Raw genomic sequence first — 25,580 nt, forward strand, 5'->3', positions numbered from 1 at the left:
CTATAATTGTATGGTAAATGGAAAATTGTCGTAATATTTTTAATATTTCTGCCCGGCATGGGTGGAGCGTTTCTATGGAAGACATGGATGGAATCCGGTTTCTCAATTTCAAGAGGAAGACTCCGAGCGGTGTACCATTCTGCTTTACCATTGAAGCCGGTGACGGTACAGCCGGCTGCATAGCAAAAGAAATATTCTCTTTCGTCAGTGCCGCTGTTCCTGAACAATGTGCAAGGGAATGGATGATTCAGTCAGGAGCAATGGAGCCGTCGGAGTTCCTTCAGGCCGTGGCTGACATGGAGGATGTCAGGCTAAAGGCAAGGCTGCTGGCTCTTGAACTTGCAGCTATGAATGCTAAATGTAATCTTTTGGATACCATTCCATGGGACAGACTGAACTAACGGTGTTTCTTACGCTTGCGGCCACGTTTGGGCAGACCGGTTTCCTTGTAGGCTATCAGGTCAGTTCCTCTGAACACCCTTTTTGCCTTATCAGGAATCTTCAGGAAAGCCAGCGGCTTTTCCAGATAACGGATATAGGCATAGATGGTACAGCGGTGAACACCCAGGTAGCGTGCTGCCTCCTTTACTGAATATGTCTTTTCCGGAACGACTTTCATTATATCTCATGCTGGTTAATCTTTTCGTTTATTGGATACCGTAAAGGTAAACAACTGATTATTAGCTGTCAATACGTCAAATATGGGATTATTCCGGAGATTGTGGGATTTGTATGGATTATGTGTTACCTGTCATATTCAATACGGCTGGGGTAAGGCGATTGATAACGAATCTGTTTTACGGAAATCAGGAAGGCATATATTTGATGGTTGACAGCGTTGACAGCAAATCCAATGAAAATCCGGTATAAAGTCTGTCTGGGAAGTTTCTGTAATACAGTATGTTATATTCTTTCTTATTTTACTTATAAAAAATAGGGTATTATAATGTGTCAACGTTTGGCTATGGATTTTTAGCTGACTGAAAATTATGGCTACGCCTGTCAACGTTTGTCAACGCATGATTTCTATATGAAGTATCTGATACACTGACAGATACTTTCTGTCAACACTGTCACCCCTGAAACGGGTGCATTTTATTATCTGAAAATATCTGATGCGAAAGGGATACAGGTTATCCTAATGTACCATTACATCCACAGGTTTGTTCAGCATGCCTCTGCAGATATTTTTTTGCAAAGGTATCTCTGGCATTGCAAACGTCAAACACAGGGCTGAAAATCTTCCTCAAACGGGGTTAAGCGTATTTTCAGCTTTCCTTGAAGTTTGCCTTATTGAATACCTGCGCTTCTGAGAACTGCAAAAAATATCCTTCGGGCAAGCTGAAAAACTTGCTGACAGAAGGGAAAAAATCAGAGCGTATGGTACAGATGGACGAAAGCATCAGAAAGCAGTTGGAAAAGCCACAGACATGGTTCTGCAAGTATTTTCCCAAACGTATTCAGAATGTGGGCGAGAAGGAAATCGCCGACAGACAGTTGGTTTATGACTTCAAGGACGGAAGGTCTCATGAAGCGGTGGCACAGATGACGGCAGCAAGAATGATTGAAGAGCACGGCAGCAGATGCTCACAGTTGGTATTCATTCCGGTTCCGGCATCATCGGTAAGAAAGAATGAAATCCGGTATATGGACTTCTGCAAAAGGGTATGTGAACTCACCGGAGCAATAAACGGATATGACCATGTAAGGGTATGCGGAGAAAGACTTGCTATTCATGAAAACCGTAAGGCTGAAAAGGAAATCAGAAAGGTGAGCATCATCGAGTTTGATGAAGAGTGGTTCAGAGGAAAGGCAGTCATAGTCTTCGATGATGTAATAACACGCGGAATCAGTTTCGGTATATATGCGAATCAGCTGGAGAGTCTCGGAGCGAATGTCATTGAAGGTATCTTCCTTGCAAGAACCCATTATAAAGTATAGAACTATGAACGGAATATTATCAGAAAAATCAAAGTCACTGGCTTTCACGGGACACAGAACTGTTCCCGTAGAAAGGCAGGATGAAATAAGGGCACGGCTTGTTGAAGCTGTGTCCGTCGCCTGCAAATCGGGTATAACCTGCTTCTATTCAGGCATGGCCATGGGATTCGACCTGATGGCCGCTGAAACAGTATTTTCACTGAAGGGAAGGTATCCGGATATACGGCTAATTGCCGTTGTTCCTTTCAGAAGACAGAACTGCCGATGGCCTTCAATTGAAAAGGAACGTTATCAGAAAATAATTTCCCAGGCAGACCGGGTTATCGTATTGAGTGAATACTATTTCAAAGGATGTCTTCTAAGGCGCAATGACTTCATGCTGGAGCATTCATGTGGAGTGATTGCCTTTTATGACGGCAAGCCTTATGGTGGGACATTCTATACCTGCAGGGAGGCACTGAAGAAAGGCATGGACATAGTAAATCTGTACTGAAACCCAGTCCGGATTATATTGAAAATATTGTACAAAACTGATATGCAAATTTCTTGCATATCTCATTTATAATGCTTATATTTAGATAGTTAAACAAGCTATAAGAGGTAGTTTTATGAACAATATCTACAACCGCTACATTTGGCTGCTGCATACGGTCTATCAGGAAAGAAAGGTCACTTTTGAAAGGCTTTGTGATATTTGGAAGCACCATTTCCTATACAATGGAAAACCGCTGAGTCTGCGCACATTCCATCATCACCGGAAAATGATTGAGGAGAATTTTGATATAGTTATTGCGTGCAACAGAAAGGACTATACATACTATATCCAGAATCTGGATGAAATACTCGGTGACAGCTGCCAGAACTGGTTGTTCAACAGCCGTATCATTGATGTGGCCCTGAAAAGCAGTCCGTGCCTGTTCCATCGTGTTGTACTGCCTGACATGTCAGGTGGTATTGAATACCTGTCGGATATATCGGAATGTATCAGCGATGGGCATGAACTGTACATATTCTACACGAATGACAAGGGCAAGGGCTATGAAGTGGAAGGCCGTTTCAGACCGGAAGGTTTGAAACTGTTCCATAACCGCTGGTATCTGCTCGGGTACAGGAACGGATCAGAGTTCTGTACCGTTCCTCTTGATGCACTGACCAAAATTTACCTTAGCGGCAAGAGATTTGATACTGACTACAAATTTTCCCTTGCCAGACGTCTTTCGGACTCCATTGGTGTTGTAGCCCCGACCGGACAGAAGCCGGAAGAGGTTACTCTAAGGGCTTACGGTCCATTTGCCGATTATCTGAGGAAGCATCCTTTCCACCATTCTCAGGTAGAAAGGAATGATATGGGGACTTTCACGTCATTTGATTACACACTTCTTGTTACTGACGAGCTGGTGGATGAAATCCTGGCTCTTGGCGATAAGGTGGAAATTACTTTTCCGGAAAAGCTGAGAATGAAACTGCTTCAGAAGATTGGACGTATCAGAAACAGGTATGCAACATAGAAATCTGCAATTGTAGAATTTTACTTTTGAGTAGTAAACATTCGCTCAATCATTGCTTCAAGCTCAGGACTCAATGGACGTTCTGTGTCCATACACTCCTTCTCACCGGCAACCAGGTCACCATATATATTCCTGTAACGTTCAGCTTCACTGCCATCACAGCAAAGCATAGCCGTCTCAAACTCCTTAATCATTTTCTTACGCTGGCTCTCTGGATATTCCTTAGTCTTGCCATAACTGGTAATAGTAAATGTTCTTGCCATAATCATAGGATTTATTTGTTATACCTTTGTTTATAATCTTTTTTGCTATACTAATATACGAAAATATTTTGACAATCAGAAATTTAACCGTATAAAACTTCTATAAAGTTTAATCCAATACGGATAAAAATACAATCAGAATCCACACATCTTTTTATCAAAAATACAACTATAACAATGAAGGTATCAATGGTACAATCCTGATTATTTAAACAAAAAACTTATATAAATCAACATTTCCAACATTAAAAGATAGAAGATATAGGGGGGGTACGTCATTTGATTACATTACATGCTTCTTGTAACTTGACGAACCTATGGAGAAATCCTATATTTCAATTAGAAAGTTAAAGTTACCGATGCGGAAAATCCAAGTATTAAGCTGTTTCAGGAAATTGGACATACCGGGAACCCCACCGACATACCGGGAACAAGTATTTAATTTAAAAATATGGTAATAATAATATTCAATATTAAGATTAATCGCTATTTTTGTAATCTTTTAAGTAAAACTATGGTAAATGTCCAGGTAAAGCTCATAAGTTTATGGTTCGATACCATCATTTGCCACTATGGAGCTAAGCTCTACAATTAAAAACTCAAAATTTTTAATCCTGAAGAAAATGGGAAAAATTTTTTTTTAGGCAGTAGAACCTTTGGTGAAGGTTCATGCCACAATCAAATGTCCGAAAGGATAGGTTATTAGTAATTTGTTATCTGTAGGATTAGATGTACTAGGGATTCTTGGAATCCCTGCAGCAAGCAGTATGTCATTGGCAAAAGATAGTACAGAGTTAATAATTCAATGGATATCACGAAAGGGAGTTGATAAAGGCAAGGTCATGACTGTTATTCATGATATTTCAGCTTTTATCCCATGGTACTCGTAGTACCAATCCCTTTTAGCCTTTTCCATTGATTCTGCACAATTGGCTAATGCCATTCAATAGATAAGGAAACAGTAACTAAGATTAAAGCTTGGAGCTTCATGGTTAGTGATGGCATTGCAGGTAGCTAACCACTCCTTTTTTAAACAAAAGCGGTTTGGAGTAATCCAAACCGCAACTATTATATTTAAAACAATGATTTAAACTTAAAATGATAGGTTTATACTTCCTGCATTATTGGTATACCTATCTTGTTGTTGATTTCAGTCTCTACAGCATTATATATTTCTGTTTCACTTGTTTTTATAGATATTATTAGAGAATACTTTATAACATTGTCAACATTAGCCAGTTTTCTCTCTTTCCACCAACCTGGTCCTGGATAAACAACTATATGACCACAACCTGCTAATTCAGCTGCTGTACACTCAAACCAGTCCGACTGAACAGTACCTTGTTCACGGCGATTTTGCTTGATTGTCCATCTTTGAGTATCATTATCCGTTGTTTTATCTCCTTCATTCTTATTCCTTCTACATAAAAATTCTTCAACATTTTCATGTGGACTCTTCAAGTCAAAATGCAAAGTTGCTGAAGGATAACGATATTTATTTCTTCTACCGGCATAACCAGGAGAAGGCTTTATATAATAGGAAAGTGTAATTCTTATCTTTACTTTTTCTGCTCCCATCTGCTCAAGTAATTCAACAGGCCATGGGAGATCATAAAAATGCAGTTGATTATATGTATTTGAACCATCTTTACGTACATATGGTATCAATTCATTTTCAAAGATGTATGTAGCATATCTTTCATTGCTAAATAAAGCAATTTTTTCATCTGGAATGCCATAACCACATATTGACATGATATCATTGATACTTCCTATACGCTTCATTTCTTCAGTCCATCTCGCAGAATGTACCATCATACCACGTACAGACAACAAAGAAAGATCAGGATTCACTGTCTTGATTTTTGCTGCCATACGTGCAGCCAACGCTGTGGCTGCACTGGTTGCATAAAATGGTTCCAATGATTCTGCCAGATCTGCACTGGTCGAAATCAGGCTCAAATCAGGAGTTGTTGTAGTCTGCAGAACAGGATGATCAGCTACATTACCGCCTTCCATAACAATCTCGGGCTTATTAAGACCATTTCTCCAACTCCAGGAGGTTCTTGACATCGGAGAGATTCCTCCAGGTGCAGCCAGAGGCTTATATCTATCATCAGTAACAACAGTCTTCTCAGTATAAGCTCCTACGGTCAGTGCATTCCAAGCTTGTGCCGGACTTTTAATAACATTAGCTTTACACGATTCTATATAATCTGAAGCGTCTATTTCTGTAGTTTCAATATTTCCCGCAGAAACGACTACCAGACGATCACAATTCCCTCCATTGTATATACTTTCATCTAAAGCAGCAGAACTTGACGTGGATTTGCAGTCATACGAAATGTCATCAGTAACAGCCATACATTGTATAGATGCTCCCATTTCATGAGCTTGCTGTATAGCATCCTCTATAACAGCACCATAAAAATCAGAATCAGTTTCATATCCGGATTCATATATTTTCACTGATGCCAAGTTGTTTTCAATTGCAACAGATTTCTTATGCCCATAAATTAAATCTGTCATATCACCATATAGGATAAGGCCAGCCATGTCCGTTCCATGGAAGCTGTGATCAATAGTGTCAGAAACACCTATTGCACTTTTCATCATATCATCCGATAAGAATGGAGCTATCAATTCATGAGCATTGTTTACACCCGAATCCAACAAGCCGACCCTTACACTGTCACTGTTTATTGAAATCTCAATTTCATCTTTAATAAGTTCACTCCACTCCCTGCTTTCATTGTGGGATTTTACAAGTATTGAAGGCTGTTTATAAGGACGTATTCCCTCTATATAACCAACAGATAAGGGTAACTCACATAATTGTTGTTTTGTTGCTTTGATTAGCAGAACAGCAACTCCGTCAAAGTCCAGGATATTTTTACCAGCCGATATAAGGCCAAGACTGTCTAAAGTTTTAGTAAGTTCCTCTAGATTATAATCATCACCTTTAGTTACCCATATTTCAAATGTCTGCAGGTGATTATCTGGTAGCATATCAAAATCTTCTGCAGAAGTATAAAGACTATGAATATCAGCTTGTTCAATAGAATTGATGGGCTCAATAAGAGTTGCATTCTTAGGGTTTCCATTTATTGTGCAAATTTCTTCATTTGCATACTCATTAGCCTTTTTATCCAACCAATCTTTTTTTTCTTTTTTGATATATATGGTAACATCAACATTTCCTTCACCTTTATCTTCTGAAATTTTTAGAATTGATGCTCCACTTCTTTTTGCCAATGCCTGAGGAACAAAACCTGAAACCATATCAAAGTTCATATAAACACCATCTGCAACAGGTAATCCTCTTTCTGACCGTTGTGACAAAGTTTCTATTGCCTTATCAATAGCTGTATTATAAATTTCTTTTATATAAGCCGCATGTTCCTGTCTGTTTCTTTCAGGCATGGTTGGCGGTTGTACAGACCTGGTTCTTGGTGTAAAAGAACGATCTTCTGCTATCTTATTTCCTAAGAAAAAATGTTTCTTTTGCATATTACCTACATATTCAACCTATTTCACGGCACAGTTGATTTCGTTTGTCAACAATCATTTTCACCATTTCCATATCTATAGGCAAATCATTTAACAGTGATTCTTTGAATATGTCGGAGCATACCATTTTTATCTCTGCATGGCTCATTCCCATAAATAAAGGTTCAGCCTGAGAGAAATCCAGATTTTTTGCTGTATATAAATATTCACGCAACAACAACAAACGTTGTTCTGCATCCGGCATTCTGTATTCAATGACATCATCAAAACGCCGGAACATTGCCTTGTCGATGGACTCTATTGCATTTGTAGCTGCAACAATAAAACTATCAGAAGAATCACGCTCCAACAACTGCAGGAATGTATTAAGTATTCTGCGTTGTTCACCGACCTCATTTTCCATTCCACGTTGTGCACCTATAGCGTCAAACTCATCAAAGAGATAAACGGCAGGAACTTCATCTATAAAATCAAAGATACGGCTAAGTTTCTGACCTGTTTCACCCATGAATTTAGTGATAATCTTTTCTGTTCTTACAATAAAGAAAGGAAGATTAAGTTCCTTTGCCAATACCCCTGATGTCATAGTCTTACCTGTACCAGACATACCATAGAGTAACAGCTTACGGCGATTTGCAAGGCCATATTTCTGAAGTTCTTCTCTTCTTGTATATTCCTTTATTACCCTTTCCAGCTTCTCCTTTACAGACTTATCTGTAACCAGATCATTCAAACTGTCATATGTTTCAGTCTGAAGCAACAAATCGTCAACATCCTTATTGCGTGGAATAATTTTTAAATTGCTAAAAGAGGTCTTTTTCTGGCTTAACAATTCCTGGATAGTTCTCGCCAATACAGCATGACCATTCTTTGCCTCTACAGCTGAAATCTGTAAGGCAACCTTTCTGAATTGTGCATCATCATTGTTTAAATGATTGCGTATCAGAGATAATATTTGGTCTGCATTTGCCATCGTAATATGGTTATAAAATTATTGATGTACAAAAATACTTTGTTCCCGTCAAATAGTCAACTCTATCATTAAAAATTGCTAAATATTTATGCTTTTTTATCTAAGAACTTGGTGATTTCACCAAAAAAACTAGGAGAAGTCTTTTAATACTACAATTATATTTTTGATTTGTATTAAACCCTTTACTTCTTTCATCATCAGAGTTCAGATTAATCATTTATGTAAAATCAAATTCATTCTGTTTGAAAGTGTGTTGCATTTCTGTTATCACTTCTTCCTGCATGTCCTGTACTTCAGCCACCACTTCAGTTTCAAGATCCAGCCCAAAAGTTTCCTTCAACTGCAGATAATCAAAGCACAGTGCCTTCGGTCGGTTTACCTTTACCTTCTTTACCTGTTCACCATTTACAATGTCAATGGTATAGTCAGGAAGTCCGCTAGGCAGAAGTATGGTGAATCTGTCCTGTTTCAGTCCAAGGTATGAAGTATGGGATTTCAGGTACGACATGATAGTGGACCAGTTCGAGCGGTTGGAGGTGGAACCTGCATTCCGGCTGTTGAACAGTGATGCTACGGCTGCCGTGTTCAGATAGAGAATAGGACGTGCTTCCTTAAATTCTATATCTTCCTTGACAGACAACGGACGGAAGGATTTCATATACCTTATACGGTAATGTGCCTTCTCGATACATTTCCCTGAAGTCTGGAATCCCTGAAGCATACTCCAGAAGTCCGCTATCTCTGAACTTTCCTGAGCCAGTTCATTCTGATTTCGTATTCCTTTGATTGCTGTATCAAACAGTTCCGCATAGCTGAAAGGCACGTCAATGACTGTCTCCAGTGTCCTGAAGGTGGCCAGTGGAATAACCCAGTTACCGAATATACGGTCATGGATGGTTTCATTCTCCAGTTTTGCAGCCAGTTCACGCTTGGTGATGGAATATATTTCCGGAAAGTTCTTCTCAAACAGTTCCCGGTGTCCCAATATCTCCAGGGTGAGGTGGGTTAGTCCCATATTGCAGACTGATACAAGGTCTTCATAAGCCCTTTTCTCATTCTGGTTGAATGATGTCTTTGAAAAGGCAAGGAAAATGACACGGGTATAGAGTGCCATATCCTGAGTAGGCTTGTCCTGGCCGCAAAGGGCAACACCTGTTGTGACAATGGTCTGGGCTGCCATACCGTCTGTGTTTGTATTCTTCTTGGTCTGACCGCCACCGCCCCAGAGTCCTTTCAGATAGGCTATCTTGCGTATGTCGAGGTCATTCTTGTATTCATCAAGCACAGCAAGTGTATTGACAGCCTGTGATACACGATCGTTCATGGCCGGTACGGAAGTTACACCGAGATTGGGCGGATCTACTCCGTGCAGGAAAAAGGACTGGAGGGAAACAGCCAGGGTTGTTTTACCGGTTCCCTTTTCACCGAAAAGATTCAGGATGGGGAAGTGACGGGTACGTCTGAATATTATGTCACGGAAGAGGGTGGCAAGCAGGTAACAGAAGGCTACGCTTGCATTCTCACCGAACACTTCCATCAGTCTTTTTACGTAGTCATACAGCTTTATTCCGTTGCGGTTCTCATGTACCATAAGTCTCTCAAACTGGAATATCTCCGGGTTGTTAAGATATATTTTTGAAGTGGCCGGTATATAGAAGGCCTTGCCGTTTATACTACGGACTATACCCAAATCATCAACGGTATTGAATGTACCTGCAAAAAATATTCCGTTACCGAAAGCGAAGAATCCTTCAGCCGCATTCCAGCCGAGTTTTCTGATACGTTCTGCCGTATCGGTCTTTGAATACAGGTATTCCTTTACACGGTTGAGTTTGTCTATCTTGGCGAGCCATACATAATTGCCCAGTGAGCCGACCTTCTGCTGAAAGTTGCTTAGTGAGCAGAGTTCCGACTCTTTCAGTTCTATGACCCTGCATACATTGTACATATTCCTCATACGGAAGATTCTGGTTCCGTTTATCTCATCCTCGATATGGAATAGTGGTTCCATGATGAAGTTGGAGATTCTTGACGGTTCATCATCATCTTCACCGATGGAGTAGTAACAGTTTTCCCTCACGAACAGTCCGAACTGGCGCAGCAGTTCAGCTTCACGCTGCATCTCGTTCATGGCCGCCGGCTTGTCGTTCCTTCTCCTGGCCTCTCCACGTGCCTGGGTAACTGCATCACGCCAAAGTTTTACCTTGCCGTACAGTCTGGACAACTGCTCTATGCACTGGTCATACACCAGCTGGTCCTTTATATAACGCAGCAGGTCTGCTATTTCCGCTACACACTTTCTTTCCTCTACCATGGAACTGGCTACCAGGAAACGTTTCTGTGCAAGCCAGATGATGAAATGCTTTTCAGGCAGTGAAGTATAATCTTCCCTGCTGCGGATATAGCTGTCGGCATCATTCTTGGAATATTGTACTTCTCCTTCTGCTTCTGACGGTATTTCAGCGAAAGGAAGTTCTCTTACTGTCACATGGAATCCTTTTCTTATGGCTGCAGCCCCATTGGTCATCACCGCCTCAAATCCCGGTCCGTATGGCTTGCCCTCCGCAATATCTGAATCTGGAATGAAACAGAGTGAGGATACATACTTCTTCAGCTGCTCGAACTGGCTGTCACTCCAGGCTGTTCCAAGTGACGCTACTGTATTGTCATATCCAATCGACTGCATTCTCAGTACATCAGGAGCACCTTCCACAATGATATAATAGTCGGCATCACGCAGTCTGGCGGCACGGTCAATACCGAATACTGTTTCTCCCTTGGAGTAAATCATGCTTGTTGCCGAGTTGATATACTTGGGAGCTTTCCTATTGTCTCCGATGTATCTGGCTGTATAGGCAATGATGCGTCCCCATCTGTTTCTCACAGGAATCATGATACGCTGGCGGAACATGGCGTATGTGTTTCCGTCCTCACCACGCTTGAACATACCGAGTTCGTACAGCAGTTCTTCGTTCAAAGCCTTGTTTCTGCAAAAATCCATAAAGGCCTGACCGTCCTTCGGTGCATAGCCTATTCCGGCAAAGGCACAGAACTCCTCATGCCACCGGCCGTATGCGTAGGCCCTGGCATCAAGGCTCTCTTCCTTGTCTGTTGCTTTTAAATTTTGTAGGAAGAAGGTCTGGACTGCATCGAGAACTGTCAGAAGTGATTCCCTGTGCCTGGCTTCGGACATCTGTTCCTCACTGCGCTCTTCACTGATGTATTTTACCGGAATATTATGGTTTCTGGCAATAAATTCCACTGCGGCACTGAAGGAAAGGTTTTCCTTTTCCATTATAAACGTAATGGAATCACCACCACGGTTACAGCTGAAACAGTGGAAGAGATTCCTGCTGGGAGTGACGGCAAAGGAACCGGTCTTCTCAGTATGAAAAGGACAAAGTCCCATCAGGGTTGAACCTTTTCTGGACAGTCTGACATAAGGACTGAGTACGTCTTCTATGGCAAGTTCCCTCACTTTCTGTATGGTTGTTTCGCTTATCATATCGTCCTCAGTAAATTCCAACAATCGATTATTGACTGGCCGGAGTATTTCGGACGGCTGACATTATTAGGATTGAGCGGTTGGATATATCCGTTATCTCTGTATTTTTTGAGTGTCTTGTTGCTGATACCGAGTTCTGCACAGGTGCGCTTGACTGAATAGACACCGTTTGGATCGCACGCTGGTCTGATTTCTTTCATTATTATAAAATCATTATGAATGTGCGATAAAAGAGACCTGTCCGGCTTTATCGTTAAGTGGTAAAGCTATAAGCTGGTGAACAAAGGTTACTGACGCACATTCCTGTACCTACTATAATTGCTTTCTTTATATTTCATAGAGTATCACGGCTAAACTAAACAAATAAAGTTTATCAATATTAGAATATTAGCCATAATATGTTTATCATTTATCTTTCTTGACCGGTTTTTCTGCCTGTTTCGGCTGACTTTCATCAAAATAGTCCTGGGTGGTACGCTGGAGAAGCCTGAGGTCTGCCGTGCGGTATTCCACCTTACCGGGTCTTTTATAGGAAACCACCTTTCCCTGACGTTTCCACCGTTCTACATTCCTGCGGCCAAACAGTTCGTATGCCTTCCTCTGGCTGATGAATTCAGGATCATCCTTGTCGGCTTTCAATTGCCTGACAATTCTGGAGGAGAGGTCATTCAGGAATGTTTCGTATGGTATAAGATGGTCCAGAAACTGTAATATCTTCATATAAACCTGATTTGGTTTCTATACTGTTCGCTTGACCGTAATGATATGGTTTTCCCTGTCAGTCCTGGTCTTGAACTGGCGGTTGTAGATGGCACCAAGCTCTGAAGCCTGGGTACGGACGCTTTTCAAACGTGAAATGGGGAATGAAACGGATTCACCTACTTCAAGGGCAACAAGTGCCGGACGGATTTTTTCTAAGTTTTCAGACATAATTGTTGGATGTTTAATATTTAATGTTTAACTTTGTAATCACCAAATGAATAGATTACACTACAAAGTAACATAAAATGGTTTATATAACCAAATATTTGTTTGATGATTTATTGTTTAAGATGTATTTATTGAAGGAATCGCATGGATAATGACATAAAACACGTGCATGTAGGTCAGGCTATCGACAAAAGACGCAACGAGCTTGGATTGAGCAAATCTGAGCTTGGACGTAAAATCGGTGTACCGCAGCAGCACATAAACCGAATATTAGAGAGGGAAACAATGGAGACAAGCAGGCTTATTAAAGTCAGCGAAGCATTGGACTTCAATTTCTTTTCCCTTTTCTGTCCGAAACAGCATCATATTTCGGCACACCTTGCAGCCGTATCATTGGACGGTAATGCAAATAATCTGATAGGTGATGCAGAACTGGCCGTGCAGTTATCCAGCGAAAAGAAAGAAACAGAGAACCTGAGGGAAACAATCAAGCTTCTGAAAGAGCAAATAGAGAGTCTGAACTCACAGATTTTACGTCTTGATTCAAACCTGAAGGATAAGGACGTGATTATTGAACTATTGAAAGATAGGGAATAAACAATACTGAAATTTAAATGAATGCGTCATCTCGTTACAGAGAGGTCAAATCATTCATCCTTAATATCTATTGCAACTGTTCCAAGCATTGTATCAAGATGCATACAGATTACATACACAAATATTGCATCTTGTTGAAATACAGATATGTATTGGAGAGGCGCAAGCTGCGATAGAATAATAATGCTAAGAAAGTAGCAGCTTTAGAAAAAAGTCATACCAAAGCGCATACACTTCACATACACCGGCAATGTAACCTATTGGGGAATAATCGTATATGAAAGTGGCGCAGGCGGCTGTGGAAGATATGAAATAAATTGATTATTTTCTGAATATAAAAGTAGGAGATACTTAGAACAAGTACCTCCTACTCTATTTTTATGGCATTTTATTTTTTTAAGAAAAACATAGTTTATACATTTGTCTACAAGACAAAATCTATACTCATATGAAAAACAAATGCCTCTTTGTATTACTATTAGCTTTGGGATGTTGCCATGTACAAGCACAAAAAAGTCAAAAGAATCCTTTGCCCGAAGCACTCGTCCAATTGAATCAAAAAGTGGATTCCGAACTGATTCCCGGAATAAAAAGGTCTCCCCTGATTGGAATTTCTACAGATATAAGTCCGAAACGGACAGCCGTAAACACGGCATATGTACAGTCAGTCATTCTCTCTGGAGGAATTCCTTATATGATACCTGTAACGGATAATGTAGAGATACTGCGTCAAATTGTATCCCAGCTGGACGGAATTGTCTTTACAGGTGGAGAAGATATCCAACCGATATATTATGGTGACCTTCCTTATGAAAAACTGGAAGAAGTAAGCCCCGCCCGGGATACCTTCGACTTAATGGTGCTAAAAATGGCCGCAGACCGGAATATTCCCATATTAGGAATTTGCAGGGGACTGCAATTAATGAATGTAGCTTTCGGTGGAACTTTATATCAGGATCTGCCCACACAACATTCCTCAAGTGTCAACCATCGCCAAGAAGAATCCGGCACTACCCCCACCCATCCGATATCCATCATAAAGGAAAGCAAGTTGGCAGAAATTACAGGACAAGAAGTGCTGCAAGTCAATACATTCCATCATCAGGCTATCCGGAAATTAGCACCGGGATTCAAAATCACGGCTTGGGCGCCCGACAGTATAGCGGAAGCTATAGAAGCTTATCCCATACGACAAATGATAGGTGTACAATTTCATCCGGAAATATTTACAGCAGCCGGAGATACCACCATGCATAAATTATTTAAATTCCTAGTGAACAAGGCTGATACATTCCATCTAGCTAAAAAAATTCATAGCCGTATTCTATCCATTGACACTCATACAGATACTCCTCTTTGGTTTAAAAACGGTTACAGCGTAGGCTTGAGAAAAGACAACATGGTCAGCATCCAAAAAATGGAGGAAGGTAAATTGGATGCACAGTTTCTAGCCGCATTTATATGGCAGGGAAAACGAGATGACGTATCTTCACAAAAAGCCGTAGAAAGCACCACCCTGTTGATTCAATCCATTTATGACGAAGTAGCGAAATACAAAGATTTTTGTGGCATCGCCCTTACGGAAAAGGATTTGGTACGTTTAAAGAATGAAGGCAAGAAAGCTTTCTTTATAGGGATCGAGAATGGTTACGCCATCGGCAAGGACCTCAAGAATATAAAAAAATACAAACAGATGGGAGTCAATTATATAACTCTCTGCCATTCTTACGATAACGATATTTGCCATTCGTCCACTCATACGGAAGATGCTACTCAAGGACTGACACAGTTTGGTCGTGAGGTAGTGAAGGAAATGAACCGGTTAGGTATTATGATAGATATATCACATGCCAGTGAAGGTACTTTCTGGGATGTTATAAAATATAGTACACAACCTATCATCGCCTCTCATTCCTCGTCAAGGACTTTATGCGACCATGACCGTAATCTAACAGACGAACAACTCCGTGCCCTAGCGAAAAATGGCGGAGTGGCACAGTTATGTCTCCTCGATACCTATATCAATAAAACCCCAAAAGCCGCATCCGTTTGTGATGCAGTCGAACATTTAGACCACATGATTAAAGTAGCCGGCATAGACCATGTAGGAATAGGTACGGACTTTGACGGCGGTGGTGGTTTGCAAGGATGCAATGGAGATAATGACTTGATTAATCTGACCATAAAAATGATTGAAAAAGGATATACAGAAGAAGACTTAAGGAAGATTTGGGGAGGTAATCTCTTGAGAGTAATGAAGCAAGTACAGGAAGCACCACTTCTTTCTTCAAAAAAACGCAGATAATACCCAAACAAGGATAATTAAAAATATATAGAAATATCCTATTATCATTTTTCAGAAATTATCGGGGCTGTTTCACCAATGGACAGCCTCTTTTTGTAACTTACAGTTTAATAGTAAAAGAAATAAGACAGACCTTATTCCCCTCTCCTCACCATAGGAATTTTCCTATTACAAATAGGGAAACTCTCCTTTACAAATAGGAATATTCCGTTTATTGTATCATTCCCTCCACTTATCTTTGTGACATAAGAAAAACAAATTTTAAAATTAACGGATATGAGAACAAAAATACTGAAATACTTCGGAATGGTAGTTGTACTGATAATAATGGTTAACCTAACCTCCTGTGAAGTATCCATAGAAAGTTGGTACGATGATGATGATTACAGCGAAATATATTACAGAACCACTCGGGAACTATGCAGCCGGACCTGGCAGGAAACTTGGGAACAAGACGGTGAATACTACACACAACGACTAGACTTTTACGAAAATAGAACAGGCACAGACATCATACGAATAGAACATCGGAACGGCTATGTAACCGAAGACAGGTACAATTTTGAATGGAGATGGGATAACAGTTCACAGACATGCATCCGTATGGTTTACGGTCCCAGTGACGTTTCATATTTTGAAAATGTATGGCTAGCCGGAAACTTCTTAAAAGGCTCATTGGATGGTATTAATGTAAATTTCACAGGAATCAGGTAAAAAGAAAAAAGGGGGGCGTAAAATAAACTGTGTCATGCGCTGTTTTTCTTTCAAGCTCATCGGTCGGGGATCGGCCAGCGCCAAGGGGGTGCACCAGCACTCCCGACGAGCGTAAAATTACAACAACTTAAATCTATCTCCAAACTTTATCGCCAGTTGTTGGGCAATGGTGCCCCAATTAGCCAGTGGCATAGTCCATTTCTTGCGTATGTTGCGATAAGCGAGGTAGACAAGCTTCTCAAGGGCGGTGTCATTAGGGAACACACCCTTGTTTTTTGTAACTTTCCGTATTTGCCGGTGGTAGCCTTCAACGGTATTCGTCGTATAAATCATACGACGTATATCGGATGTGAACTGGAAGTATTCAGTGAGCTTTTCCCAGTTGTCCTGCCACGACTTGATGACGATAGGATATTTCTCTCCCCATTTCTGATCTAAATCAAGAAGCTCCGTTTCAGCGGCATCCTTGCTGACTGCACCGTAAACCCGTTTCAGATCTTTAAGAAACTCCTTCTGGTGTTTACTGCCGACGTATTTGATGGAGTTACGTATCTGATGGACGATACAAAGTTGCACTATGGTATCAGGGAATACGCTTTGGATGGCATCCGGGAAGCCCCTCAGACCATCGACACAAGCTATGAGAATGTCGTGTACACCACGGTTCTGTAAATCGGTCAGCACATTCAACCAGAAGTTTGCCCCCTCATTCTTAGAGATGTACATCCCAAGCAAATCCTTACGACCGTCCTTATCTATAGCCAATACGTTGTAGATTGCATGGGTAATGGCACAGCCTCTCTCATCCATGACTTTATAATGAATGGCATCCATCCAGACTATCGGATAAATATAATCCAGGCTACGCGAACGCCACGCTTTTATTTCCGGAAGTACCCGGTCAGTGATGGAACTGATTGTTTCGGCAGACACACGGTTACCAAGATTCTCTTCCATCCAATCGCTTATTTCACGTGTACTATTACCAAGGGCATAAAGGCCGATTATGCGGTCAGCAACACCTTCCGCGAGAATGGTCTCCCGCTTCTTTATAAACTGAGGATCGAAGGTGGAATTACGATCACGGGGGGTAGAAACGGTCACCTCACCCATAGAAGTTTGCACCTGCTTCTGCATCTTGCCATTACGACGGTTGCCACTCATGCGTTCATCCTCGGAAAGATGGGCATCCATCTCACCTTCTAAAGCTGCATTTAAAATGCTCTCCAATAACGGGGCAAAAGCTCCGTCCTTACCCAACAAGGGCTTGCCAGCCTTGAGCTGCTCGATTGCCTTGTTCTTGATCCTTTCAAAATCAAATTCTTCACTCATAAAAAAACTGTGTTAGCAAAGTTAATACTTTATTTGTTTGCTTTGCTGACACAGTTTAAATTACAGCCTCGAAAAAAGCGGGATGACACCCAACACATATCATCCCGCTCTCCTTTTTCCCAATATACTACTCACTCTTAATGCTATTTACTGGATTCTCATTAGCGATACGCCAAGCTCTAACAACGACACACACCACTATCAGAGCGATAATCACCAATGCTGTTCCGACAAAATACAACGCATTCATGTCTATCGTTTCGGCAAATTGATCCAACCAGGCTTTTCCTGTAAAGTATGATACAACAATTCCTATCAAAACCGATGGAACAGCAACATACAATATATCACGGGACAGCAACCGGAGAATAGTCGAAGCTTCGGCACCATTCACCTTACGGATGGCTATTTCCTTACTGCGACGTTGTGTTTCATCATTCACATAGCCTATCAACCCCATAACAACAATAAGCAAAATAAAAGTAGAAGTAATCCATACAGAATTACGAAAACGGTATACATTACGATAGATTTCCTTCAGCATGGTATCTATCGGAATAAATTCCAATGCCTTAGTGGAATGCACCTGCTCCATGTATTCGTTCAGTTTTTTCAAACTCTCATCGTATGGCTGCCTTAAACGTACATCAAAAGTGTGGCTAGTATTATGACTATAAACTAAAGCTACGGGAAACTGCTTATAGAGAAAAGACGTATTGCGCACATTACGGAATACACCAACAATGGTGCCAGCTTTATCAAAATCATTCAATCGTTTGCCTACTGCCCCATCTGTCCATTTCATCAGCCGCACTACTTCTTCGTTGACCAATACATCCCCCTCATTCTGCATATCTTTCCCTTCAATAATAGTAATCCCCATGGTTTCAGCATAATTTTTATCACAAGGATTATACATCAAGGTTTCTATTCTCTTGCCACTATTATCAATCAGCCCACGAGTCCAATACTCTCCCAGAACCCCATGCATAGAACGGGTGGCATTTTCCACCATGGGTTGACGACGAAGATCGCTAACCATATTCTCAGCTTCTTCGGGTGACATCCATGTCTCCGCCTCCACCAATCCTGGAGTACGGATACCCATATCACTATTAATCAAATGATGATACTGCATCAAAGATACTAACAAAATCCCCATTACAAAAGATACTCCCATAAATTGTACAAATAAAAGAGAACGCTTCCACCCTTTTTTCCCATCTGTGTAACGACGAAAAACTTGAGTGACAGGAATGCGTGAAAACAATCTTCCCGGTAACACTCCGGCTACCATGAACAGTACAAAAACAATGAGCATCGGAACCCATAGAGTTTCCAATGTAAAGAGTGAAGATAACTGCACCGAAAGTAAATCTTCTATCAGATCTTTGGTATTGAAAATAATAAAGAGGGCCACTATAACGGAAATTAATACCACAATCCCTGTCTCAAAAAGGAACATACTGAAAATGTTGATTGCACTGGCACCACTACACTTATGCACACCTATGCTTTTTGCTCTGCGGCTCATGGTAGCAATAGCTACTAATACATAGTTCATGATCGCCACAAAAAATATAGCAAAGCCCAAAAAACCATAAATGTAAAGGCGAGTGCGGGTATTTGAGTCATCCAGATGAATTTCGGGCAATGGCTGTGCATCATAAAAGCTTCTCCATTCATCATCAGCAGAATCAGGATAATATTTTTGCATAGCCTTGTATATCTGACGATTGATTTCTTCTCTGTCCACCCCATCGCGCAAACGGAGAATAGTATAATAAATGTCATTACGTCCCCATGTTCCACCCCCTATATAGCCACCTCCGGCATAAATGGGAGCTACAAAATCAAAATGATAGGCAGTATTTTCCGGAGTATCCTGATAAACACCACGGACTGTCAGTTCATGCTGTTTATCCAAGGACAATTTTTGTCCCACAGGGTCCTGCCCACCAAAAGCATCACGAACAAAAGTTTCAGAAACAAATATACTCCCCGCCCTTTGTAATTCCTCAGGATTTCCTTTCAATACTTTGATGCCGAAAGTACGGAAATAGCAAGTATCTACATAAGCGTAATTTACATCTTTCAGCTTATGACCATCCTTGAATACATTTAATGTCTCAAAATTGAAAATGACTGTAGCATTTTCAATCCATTGTGACAAATCACTGCGGAACGCTTCTGCCATCGGAGCAAACAAGCTATCATCATATCCTTCTCCTTTCTCTCCAGTCTTCACATTCTCTCCCCCTCCACGTACCAATACCAATCGGTCGGCCTCAGGGTAACATTTCTCATAATTGAGTTCAAATGCTATTTGTGAAAAAAGCAAAATACCAATAGTCAGACCTAATGAAAGCGATATGACTTTCGTCACGTTGCTTCCACGGCCGTGTAATATCGATTGTATTGCATAATAGATTTGTTTCATAACAACCCTCCTTTCATTAATTATTCTTTAATGTTCGCCACTACGCTACCATCAAACAAATGAATGACACGATGAGCAAATCCGGCATCATGCTGAGAGTGAGTTACCATAACAATACTAGTCCCCTCCTTGTTAAGTTCGGTCAATAGATTCATTACTTCAGCACCGTTCTTTGAGTCCAAATTACCAGTAGGCTCATCGGCGAGGATCAATTTAGGATTAGTAACCACAGCACGGGCAATAGCCACACGCTGTTGTTGACCACCGGAAAGCTGTTGCGGAAAATGCTTGGCACGATGACTCAAATTCATTCGCTTTAAAATTTCCAGAACACGCTCCTTACGCTCACTGGCCTTGATTCCAAGATAAGTCAACGGTAACTCCACATTTTCAAAAACATTCAGTTCGTCTATCAGATTAAAACTCTGGAACACGAAACCTATCACACCCTTGCGCAAACGGGTACGTTCCTTCTCTTTTAGATTGGCCACCTCTTTTCCTATCAGTTTATAACTACCCTCCGAAGGATTATCCAATAATCCGAGAATGTTCAACAACGTGGATTTTCCACAACCTGATGGTCCCATAATAGCTACAAACTCTCCTTCTTTCACCTCTATATTTACATGATTCAACGCAATTGTTTCTACTTCTGAAGTACGAAATACCTTACTTAAATTTTCAATCTGTATCATAATAATAAATTTTAATTGTTTGTTCTATTGATCCTTATTCTGATTTAATACTCTTTACTGGATTCTCATTGGCAATGCGCCATGTTTTGGAAATGACACAACTGACAATCAATATCAAGACCACAATAGCTACACATACATAATAAGGAACAAGCGAACCTACAGTCACAGCAAACTGTTCCATCCATAAACCACCTACATACCATGCTCCTAATGTACCTGCGACTACAGCCGGGAAAGAAATCCAAAGAACATCTTGCACCAACATTTCCAATATCGCAAATGACTCAGCTCCATTCACTTTACGAATAGCAATTTCTTTCGAACGTCGCTGTAATTCATCATTAATATAGCCTATCAGTCCCATCAAAGTAATAAACAAGATGGCAATTGCCGCCAATAAAGTCGCATTACGAAATACACGAACGGAATTATAACTATCCGCCATTTTTTGTTCCAAGCTTTCAAAACCGACTGTTTGATTCGGAAAAGCTTCGGCAGCATCACGGTTCAGTTTCTGAAGATTCTCACCAAAGGGTTCCTTCAGACGGAGATAAACAAGATCAGCCAAATCTCTGGGATGATGGTGCAGAACAAATGGTTTCAGCTCTGAGTAGAATCCGTCAATATTAAAATCTTTAATCACACCTACTATTTTGACACGTCCTTCTTCTGTCTGAATACTCTTACCTAAAACATCTTTTCCCCAATGCATTCTCCGCACAAATTCCTCATTGACAGCCACCTCACCGGATTCACGCGGTACACGCCCTTGCTGTATGGCCATTCCCATAAAAGCGACATAATTCTCCTGAGTAAAATCATAGCGACTGGAAAAAAGGCTCGTTCCTTTCTCATCCGGTATCATCTGCCCGCTATATCCATTAGACGGATAGCTAGTTGCTGAGGTCAATGCTTCCACGTATGGAAGCCCTTCATAAAAGTGACGGGCAGCAAGCCGAGCTTCAGCATCCGGTGCATTATTAATACCAATCACTACCCGCTCAGGATTATAACCCGGATCTTTATTAATAACATAATGATACTGGAGCATCACTACACACATCAATCCACATATAAAAGCCACTCCTGCAAATTGGATAAACAATAACGGACGTTTCCATCCTTTTTTACCCTCTGTATAACGCCGGAAAACCTGTGTGACCGGTATCTTTGAAAAAATTCGTCCCGGCAGCACACCACCAATGAGGAATAAGACAGCAGTCACTCCCAAAGGCACCCAAATACGTTCCACCGCAAAAAGGGACTCCAGTTTAGCAGCTGTAGTATCTTCCACAAACTCCCGGAAATTAAACATTAAAAAAACCATCAAAAACAATGAAAGCAAAATAATAATACCTGTTTCCCACATAAACATACCAAAAACAGTACCCGTCCCCGCTCCGCTGCATTTATGAACACCAATACTTTTGGCACGCCGGCTCAATGAAGAAATAGAAATCAACACATAATTCAATGTCGTGATAAACAAAATAGATATACCTAAAATAAGCATAATATTACGCATTCTTTTCACTTCATCATATCCACGGTACGTATCCCGAACAGGTTTTGCCATGACAGTGATTCCAAACTTATCACTTCTGGGAATATGTTGCTGTACTACCATATCAATACGCTTGTTCAATTCATCCAAATCAATATCCTGCTTCAACCGGATATATTCTTTCCAGCTGTCCCCACCGTTCCATGAATAATTTCCTATCCGGCGGCTCCAGATAGAAGGCAAGGAAATGACGGCCTTCGGTCGCATAGTACAATTCTCAGGTAAAGCAGCATACGTTCCTTTGACTGTCAACTCAATTTCCTTATTGAAACTAATTATTTTACCAATCGGGTTCTCACCGCCAAACATTTTATCCGCCAAATCTTTACTCAGGAAAATTACATCTTTTTGCTGCAATTCGCGTACCGGATCACCACTCAAGACCTCAATACCCATTGTCTGAAAAAACAATGAATCAGCAGCAACTTTAAAATCATCAAAACGGACACTTCCGTTGTAAACAGGTGATGATACCGGCCATATCCCCGCACTTGCCGCCGATTCCACAATTTCCGGCATTGCATCCAGTATGCCTCCGGCAGCTGCACCGATAATATATTCACTAGGAGGAAGAGGTTCCCCATTTACTGTCCATATATTCCACAATTGGTATAATTTATCATGATCCTTAAAACAAGTATCAAAACTCTGCTCATACACAACTCTTGAGAAAAGCAAAATACTCATAGTCAGGCCCAAGCCTAACGAGACGACTTTTATTATATTAGAACTTCGTCCATGTATCAAAGCCTGAATGACATAATAAATCTGTTTCATATTTCGTGTTTTTAATCATTATTATTTTGAAAGAGAGAAGTCCCGTTTCACAACGTTACTTCCCATAAAGTGTATAAGAAACTAAAGTTTCTATAATTCGTTCTCTATAATAGAAATGCTAAAACCGTGCCACGCAAACAAACAACTGATTAACAACATATTGCAAAAGAACAAAAAGAAACAGTCTGTCTAATTATTAGACAATGATGTATGATAATTAGACAAACTATAAAAACAAACAAATAGTTCTACGCTTCAAACTTATTGGAATTTGCCTTATTTTACTATCTTTGCATTATCACCTATATAAAACAAATTATTATGAAACACATTCTTTTGGCAGCCTGTGCGGTTGCCATATTAAGCGGTTGCGGTTCGCAAGGGAAACAGGCAGCCCCTACCGGAAATCCATTCCTTTCGGAGTACACAACTCCCTTCCAGGTTCCTCCTTTCGACCAAATCAAGATGGAACATTACAAACCCGCCTTTTTGCAGGGCATGGAAGAACAACAGAAAGAGATTGACGCTATAGTAAACAACCCCGAACCCGCCACTTTCCAGAATACCATTGCAGCACTGGATCAAAGCGGAACGTTACTTCGTAAAGTCAGCACCGTATTCTACGGACTGAAAAGCGCCAATACCAATGATGAAATGGATGCACTGAGCCGTGAACTCTCTCCACTACAATCAAAACACAGCGATGACATCGCCTTAAATGAAAAACTTTTTGCACGTATCAAAGCTGTCTATGAAAATCCCGGCAATTTGGACAAAGAGCAAAAGAAGTTGTTGGAAGAAACCTATAAAGATTTTGTACGTGGAGGTGCCAACCTGGATGCCGAAAGTCAAAAAAAATTGCGTGAATTAAATAGTGAGATTTCCATGTTGCAGCTCACCTTCGGCCAAAATATGCAGAAGGAAACCAATGCTTTCCAATTGATCGTGGACAAAGAAGAAGACTTAGCCGGATTACCCCAAAACCTGATTGCCAGTGCTGCCGAAACAGCTAAAGAAGCAGGCATGGAAGGCAAATGGATTTTCACCCTGCATAATCCCAGCGTCATGCCTTTCCTGCAATATGCCGACAACCGAAACCTGCGCGAAAAGATATTCAAAGGATACATTAACAGAGGAAATAACGGAAATGAATACGACAACAAGGAAGTGGTACGCAAACTGCTCAAAGCCCGTCTGGAAAAAGCCAAGCTGATGGGATATGAAAACTATGCTTCCTTTGCACTGGAAGAACGTATGGCGAAAACACCGGATGCCGTATATAAATTATTAGACCAGATTTGGACACCTACTCTGTCCAAAGCCAAAGAAGAACTGGCAGATATCAATGCCGAAATAAAGAAAGACGGAAAAACCTTCACAGCCGAAGGTTGGGACTGGCGTTATTATGCAGACCGGGCCAAGAAAGCCAAATTCGACTTGGATGAAAATCAGGTACGTCCTTATCTGAAACTGGAAAACGTACGTAACGGTGTGTTCTATGTTGCCAACAAACTATACGGTATCACTTTCACCCAGCTGGACAATCTTCCCCTCCCTCATCCCGATGCACAGGCATTCGAATGTAAGGACAAAGACGGTTCTCATCTAGGTGTACTCTATATGGACTTCTTTCCGCGTGCCAGCAAGAAAGGTGGCGCATGGTGCGGAAGCTATCGTTCACAGACCTACAAGGACGGCAAGAAAGTGGCTCCTGTAGTAACCGTGGTATGCAACTTTACCAAACCGGCAGCCGGACAACCCGCTTTGCTCAGTGCAGACGAAGCGAATACCTTGTTCCACGAATTCGGACATGCTTTACATAATCTTTTCAAAGATGTACATTATTATGGTGTGGCTAGTGTTCCGCGTGATTTTGTAGAACTGCCGTCACAGATAGATGAGCATTGGGCTTTTGAACCGGAGGTATTGAATGTATATGCCAAACATTATCAGACAGGTGAAGTTATTCCTGCCGGACTGGTTGAAAAAATGGACAAGAGTGGCAAATACGGACAAGGCTTCGCTACGGCTGAATATTTAGCTGCTTCCCTGCTGGATATGGATTATCATGTATTAAAAGAAATTCCCAATGATATGGACGTTATGCAGTTCGAAACAGAAACATTAGGTAAGCGCGGATTGCTGAAACAAATTCCGTCACGCTACCGCACCACTTATTTCAACCATACCATGGGTGGTGGATATACTGCCGGTTACTATAGTTATATTTGGGCGGAAGTGCTGGATTGTGACGCATACGAGGCATACAAGGAAACGGGCGATATTTTCAATCAGGAAGTGGCCGGTAAGTTCCGCAAATATATCCTCACTCCCGGCTGCATTGACGATGCGATGGACATGTATGTCAATTTCCGCGGCAAAGAACCCGGTATTGATCCCTTGTTGAAGAACAGAGGACTAAAATAACCCTCTAACCCAAAATAGAATTCCTCCCCCTGCGAAAGACAAATGATTGTGATTCTTGCAGTGGGAGGATTCTCATTTCGTAGTATGATTGCGGAT

20 protein-coding genes are annotated in these 25,580 nt (G+C 41.0%); 8 read left to right on the forward strand and 12 right to left on the reverse strand.

Annotated features, from left to right (window positions below):
* Positions 1–17: 17 nt before the first annotated feature.
* Positions 18–401, forward strand: coding sequence for a hypothetical protein (locus GKD17_RS12150; protein WP_007835190.1), 384 nt, complete (start codon positions 18–20; stop codon positions 399–401).
* Here the strand turns inward: GKD17_RS12150 and GKD17_RS12155 are convergent.
* Positions 398–619: a helix-turn-helix domain-containing protein gene (locus tag GKD17_RS12155; protein WP_007835189.1), complete on the reverse strand. Its 222-nt coding sequence runs from the start codon at positions 617–619 to the stop codon at positions 398–400. The genes GKD17_RS12150 and GKD17_RS12155 overlap by 4 nt on opposite strands.
* Positions 620–1,380: 761 nt before the next feature.
* Between GKD17_RS12155 and GKD17_RS12160 the strand changes: the two genes are divergently transcribed.
* From GKD17_RS12160 to GKD17_RS12170, 3 genes are all read left to right on the forward strand, one after another.
* On the forward strand, positions 1,381–1,941 hold the full coding sequence (locus GKD17_RS12160) for a PDDEXK family nuclease (RefSeq protein WP_032936312.1): 561 nt from the start codon (positions 1,381–1,383) through the stop codon (positions 1,939–1,941).
* Between the two features lie 4 nt (positions 1,942–1,945).
* The gene (locus GKD17_RS12165) at positions 1,946–2,434 is read left to right on the forward strand and encodes an SLOG family protein (RefSeq protein WP_007835186.1); all 489 of its coding nucleotides are present in this window, start codon (positions 1,946–1,948) and stop codon (positions 2,432–2,434) included.
* 115 nt (positions 2,435–2,549) lie between these two features.
* Positions 2,550–3,449 (forward strand): helix-turn-helix transcriptional regulator, encoded by a 900-nt coding sequence (locus tag GKD17_RS12170; protein WP_007835185.1) that lies wholly within the window; start codon positions 2,550–2,552, stop codon positions 3,447–3,449.
* Between the two features lie 20 nt (positions 3,450–3,469).
* Here GKD17_RS12170 and GKD17_RS12175 read toward each other — a convergent pair whose 3' ends face one another.
* The 7 genes from GKD17_RS12175 to GKD17_RS12200 form a co-directional block, all read right to left on the reverse strand.
* A complete protein-coding gene (locus tag GKD17_RS12175; RefSeq protein WP_229084558.1) occupies positions 3,470–3,712 on the reverse strand; it encodes a hypothetical protein in 243 nt (80 codons plus the stop codon).
* Positions 3,713–4,819: 1,107 nt separating this feature from the next.
* Positions 4,820–7,222, reverse strand: coding sequence for a S8 family peptidase (locus tag GKD17_RS12180; protein ID WP_007835182.1), 2,403 nt, complete (start codon positions 7,220–7,222; stop codon positions 4,820–4,822).
* A gap of 13 nt (positions 7,223–7,235) precedes the next feature.
* Complete coding sequence (locus GKD17_RS12185) at positions 7,236–8,195, reverse strand: AAA family ATPase (protein ID WP_005815670.1); 960 nt, start codon at positions 8,193–8,195, stop codon at positions 7,236–7,238.
* 217 nt (positions 8,196–8,412) lie between these two features.
* Entirely contained in the window at positions 8,413–11,700 is a 3,288-nt protein-coding gene (locus GKD17_RS12190) for a DNA primase (RefSeq protein ID WP_032936309.1), read from the reverse strand.
* Positions 11,697–11,900 carry a hypothetical protein gene (locus GKD17_RS23290; RefSeq protein ID WP_080549527.1) on the reverse strand — a complete coding sequence of 68 codons (204 nt, stop codon included), beginning with the start codon at positions 11,898–11,900 and terminating at the stop codon, positions 11,697–11,699. The genes GKD17_RS12190 and GKD17_RS23290 overlap by 4 nt, the downstream gene beginning before the upstream one ends.
* Before the next feature lie 205 nt (positions 11,901–12,105).
* The gene (locus tag GKD17_RS12195) at positions 12,106–12,420 is read right to left on the reverse strand and encodes a hypothetical protein (RefSeq protein ID WP_005815676.1); all 315 of its coding nucleotides are present in this window, start codon (positions 12,418–12,420) and stop codon (positions 12,106–12,108) included.
* Between the two features lie 18 nt (positions 12,421–12,438).
* Positions 12,439–12,630 (reverse strand): hypothetical protein, encoded by a 192-nt coding sequence (locus GKD17_RS12200; RefSeq protein ID WP_007835177.1) that lies wholly within the window; start codon positions 12,628–12,630, stop codon positions 12,439–12,441.
* Between the two features lie 144 nt (positions 12,631–12,774).
* Here GKD17_RS12200 and GKD17_RS12205 point away from each other — a divergent pair, with 144 nt between their 5' ends.
* The 3 genes from GKD17_RS12205 to GKD17_RS12215 all read left to right on the forward strand — a co-directional run bounded on the left by GKD17_RS12205 (position 12,775) and on the right by GKD17_RS12215 (position 16,246).
* Complete coding sequence (locus GKD17_RS12205; RefSeq protein WP_007835175.1) at positions 12,775–13,227, forward strand: helix-turn-helix domain-containing protein; 453 nt, start codon at positions 12,775–12,777, stop codon at positions 13,225–13,227.
* A gap of 448 nt (positions 13,228–13,675) precedes the next feature.
* A complete protein-coding gene (locus tag GKD17_RS12210; RefSeq protein ID WP_007835174.1) occupies positions 13,676–15,532 on the forward strand; it encodes a gamma-glutamyl-gamma-aminobutyrate hydrolase family protein in 1,857 nt (618 codons plus the stop codon).
* 276 nt (positions 15,533–15,808) lie between these two features.
* A complete protein-coding gene (locus GKD17_RS12215) occupies positions 15,809–16,246 on the forward strand; it encodes a hypothetical protein (protein ID WP_007835173.1) in 438 nt (145 codons plus the stop codon).
* 117 nt (positions 16,247–16,363) lie between these two features.
* On the opposite strand, the gene GKD17_RS12220 is transcribed toward GKD17_RS12215, so the two are convergent.
* The 4 genes from GKD17_RS12220 to GKD17_RS12235 form a co-directional block, all read right to left on the reverse strand.
* Positions 16,364–17,578, reverse strand: a complete 1,215-nt coding sequence (locus tag GKD17_RS12220; protein WP_007839275.1) for an IS256 family transposase — start codon at positions 17,576–17,578, stop codon at positions 16,364–16,366.
* A gap of 127 nt (positions 17,579–17,705) precedes the next feature.
* Positions 17,706–20,018 carry an ABC transporter permease gene (locus GKD17_RS12225; protein ID WP_007835171.1) on the reverse strand — a complete coding sequence of 771 codons (2,313 nt, stop codon included), beginning with the start codon at positions 20,016–20,018 and terminating at the stop codon, positions 17,706–17,708.
* A gap of 20 nt (positions 20,019–20,038) precedes the next feature.
* Positions 20,039–20,713, reverse strand: a complete 675-nt coding sequence (locus GKD17_RS12230) for an ABC transporter ATP-binding protein (RefSeq protein WP_007835169.1) — start codon at positions 20,711–20,713, stop codon at positions 20,039–20,041.
* 34 nt (positions 20,714–20,747) lie between these two features.
* Entirely contained in the window at positions 20,748–23,057 is a 2,310-nt protein-coding gene (locus GKD17_RS12235) for an ABC transporter permease (protein ID WP_007835167.1), read from the reverse strand.
* 321 nt (positions 23,058–23,378) lie between these two features.
* Between GKD17_RS12235 and GKD17_RS12240 the strand changes: the two genes are divergently transcribed.
* Positions 23,379–25,484: a M3 family metallopeptidase gene (locus tag GKD17_RS12240; protein WP_007835166.1), complete on the forward strand. Its 2,106-nt coding sequence runs from the start codon at positions 23,379–23,381 to the stop codon at positions 25,482–25,484.
* Positions 25,485–25,580 lie beyond the last annotated feature (96 nt).

It is taken from the genome of Phocaeicola dorei (assembly GCF_013009555.1).
GTDB lineage: Bacteria > Bacteroidota > Bacteroidia > Bacteroidales > Bacteroidaceae > Phocaeicola > Phocaeicola dorei.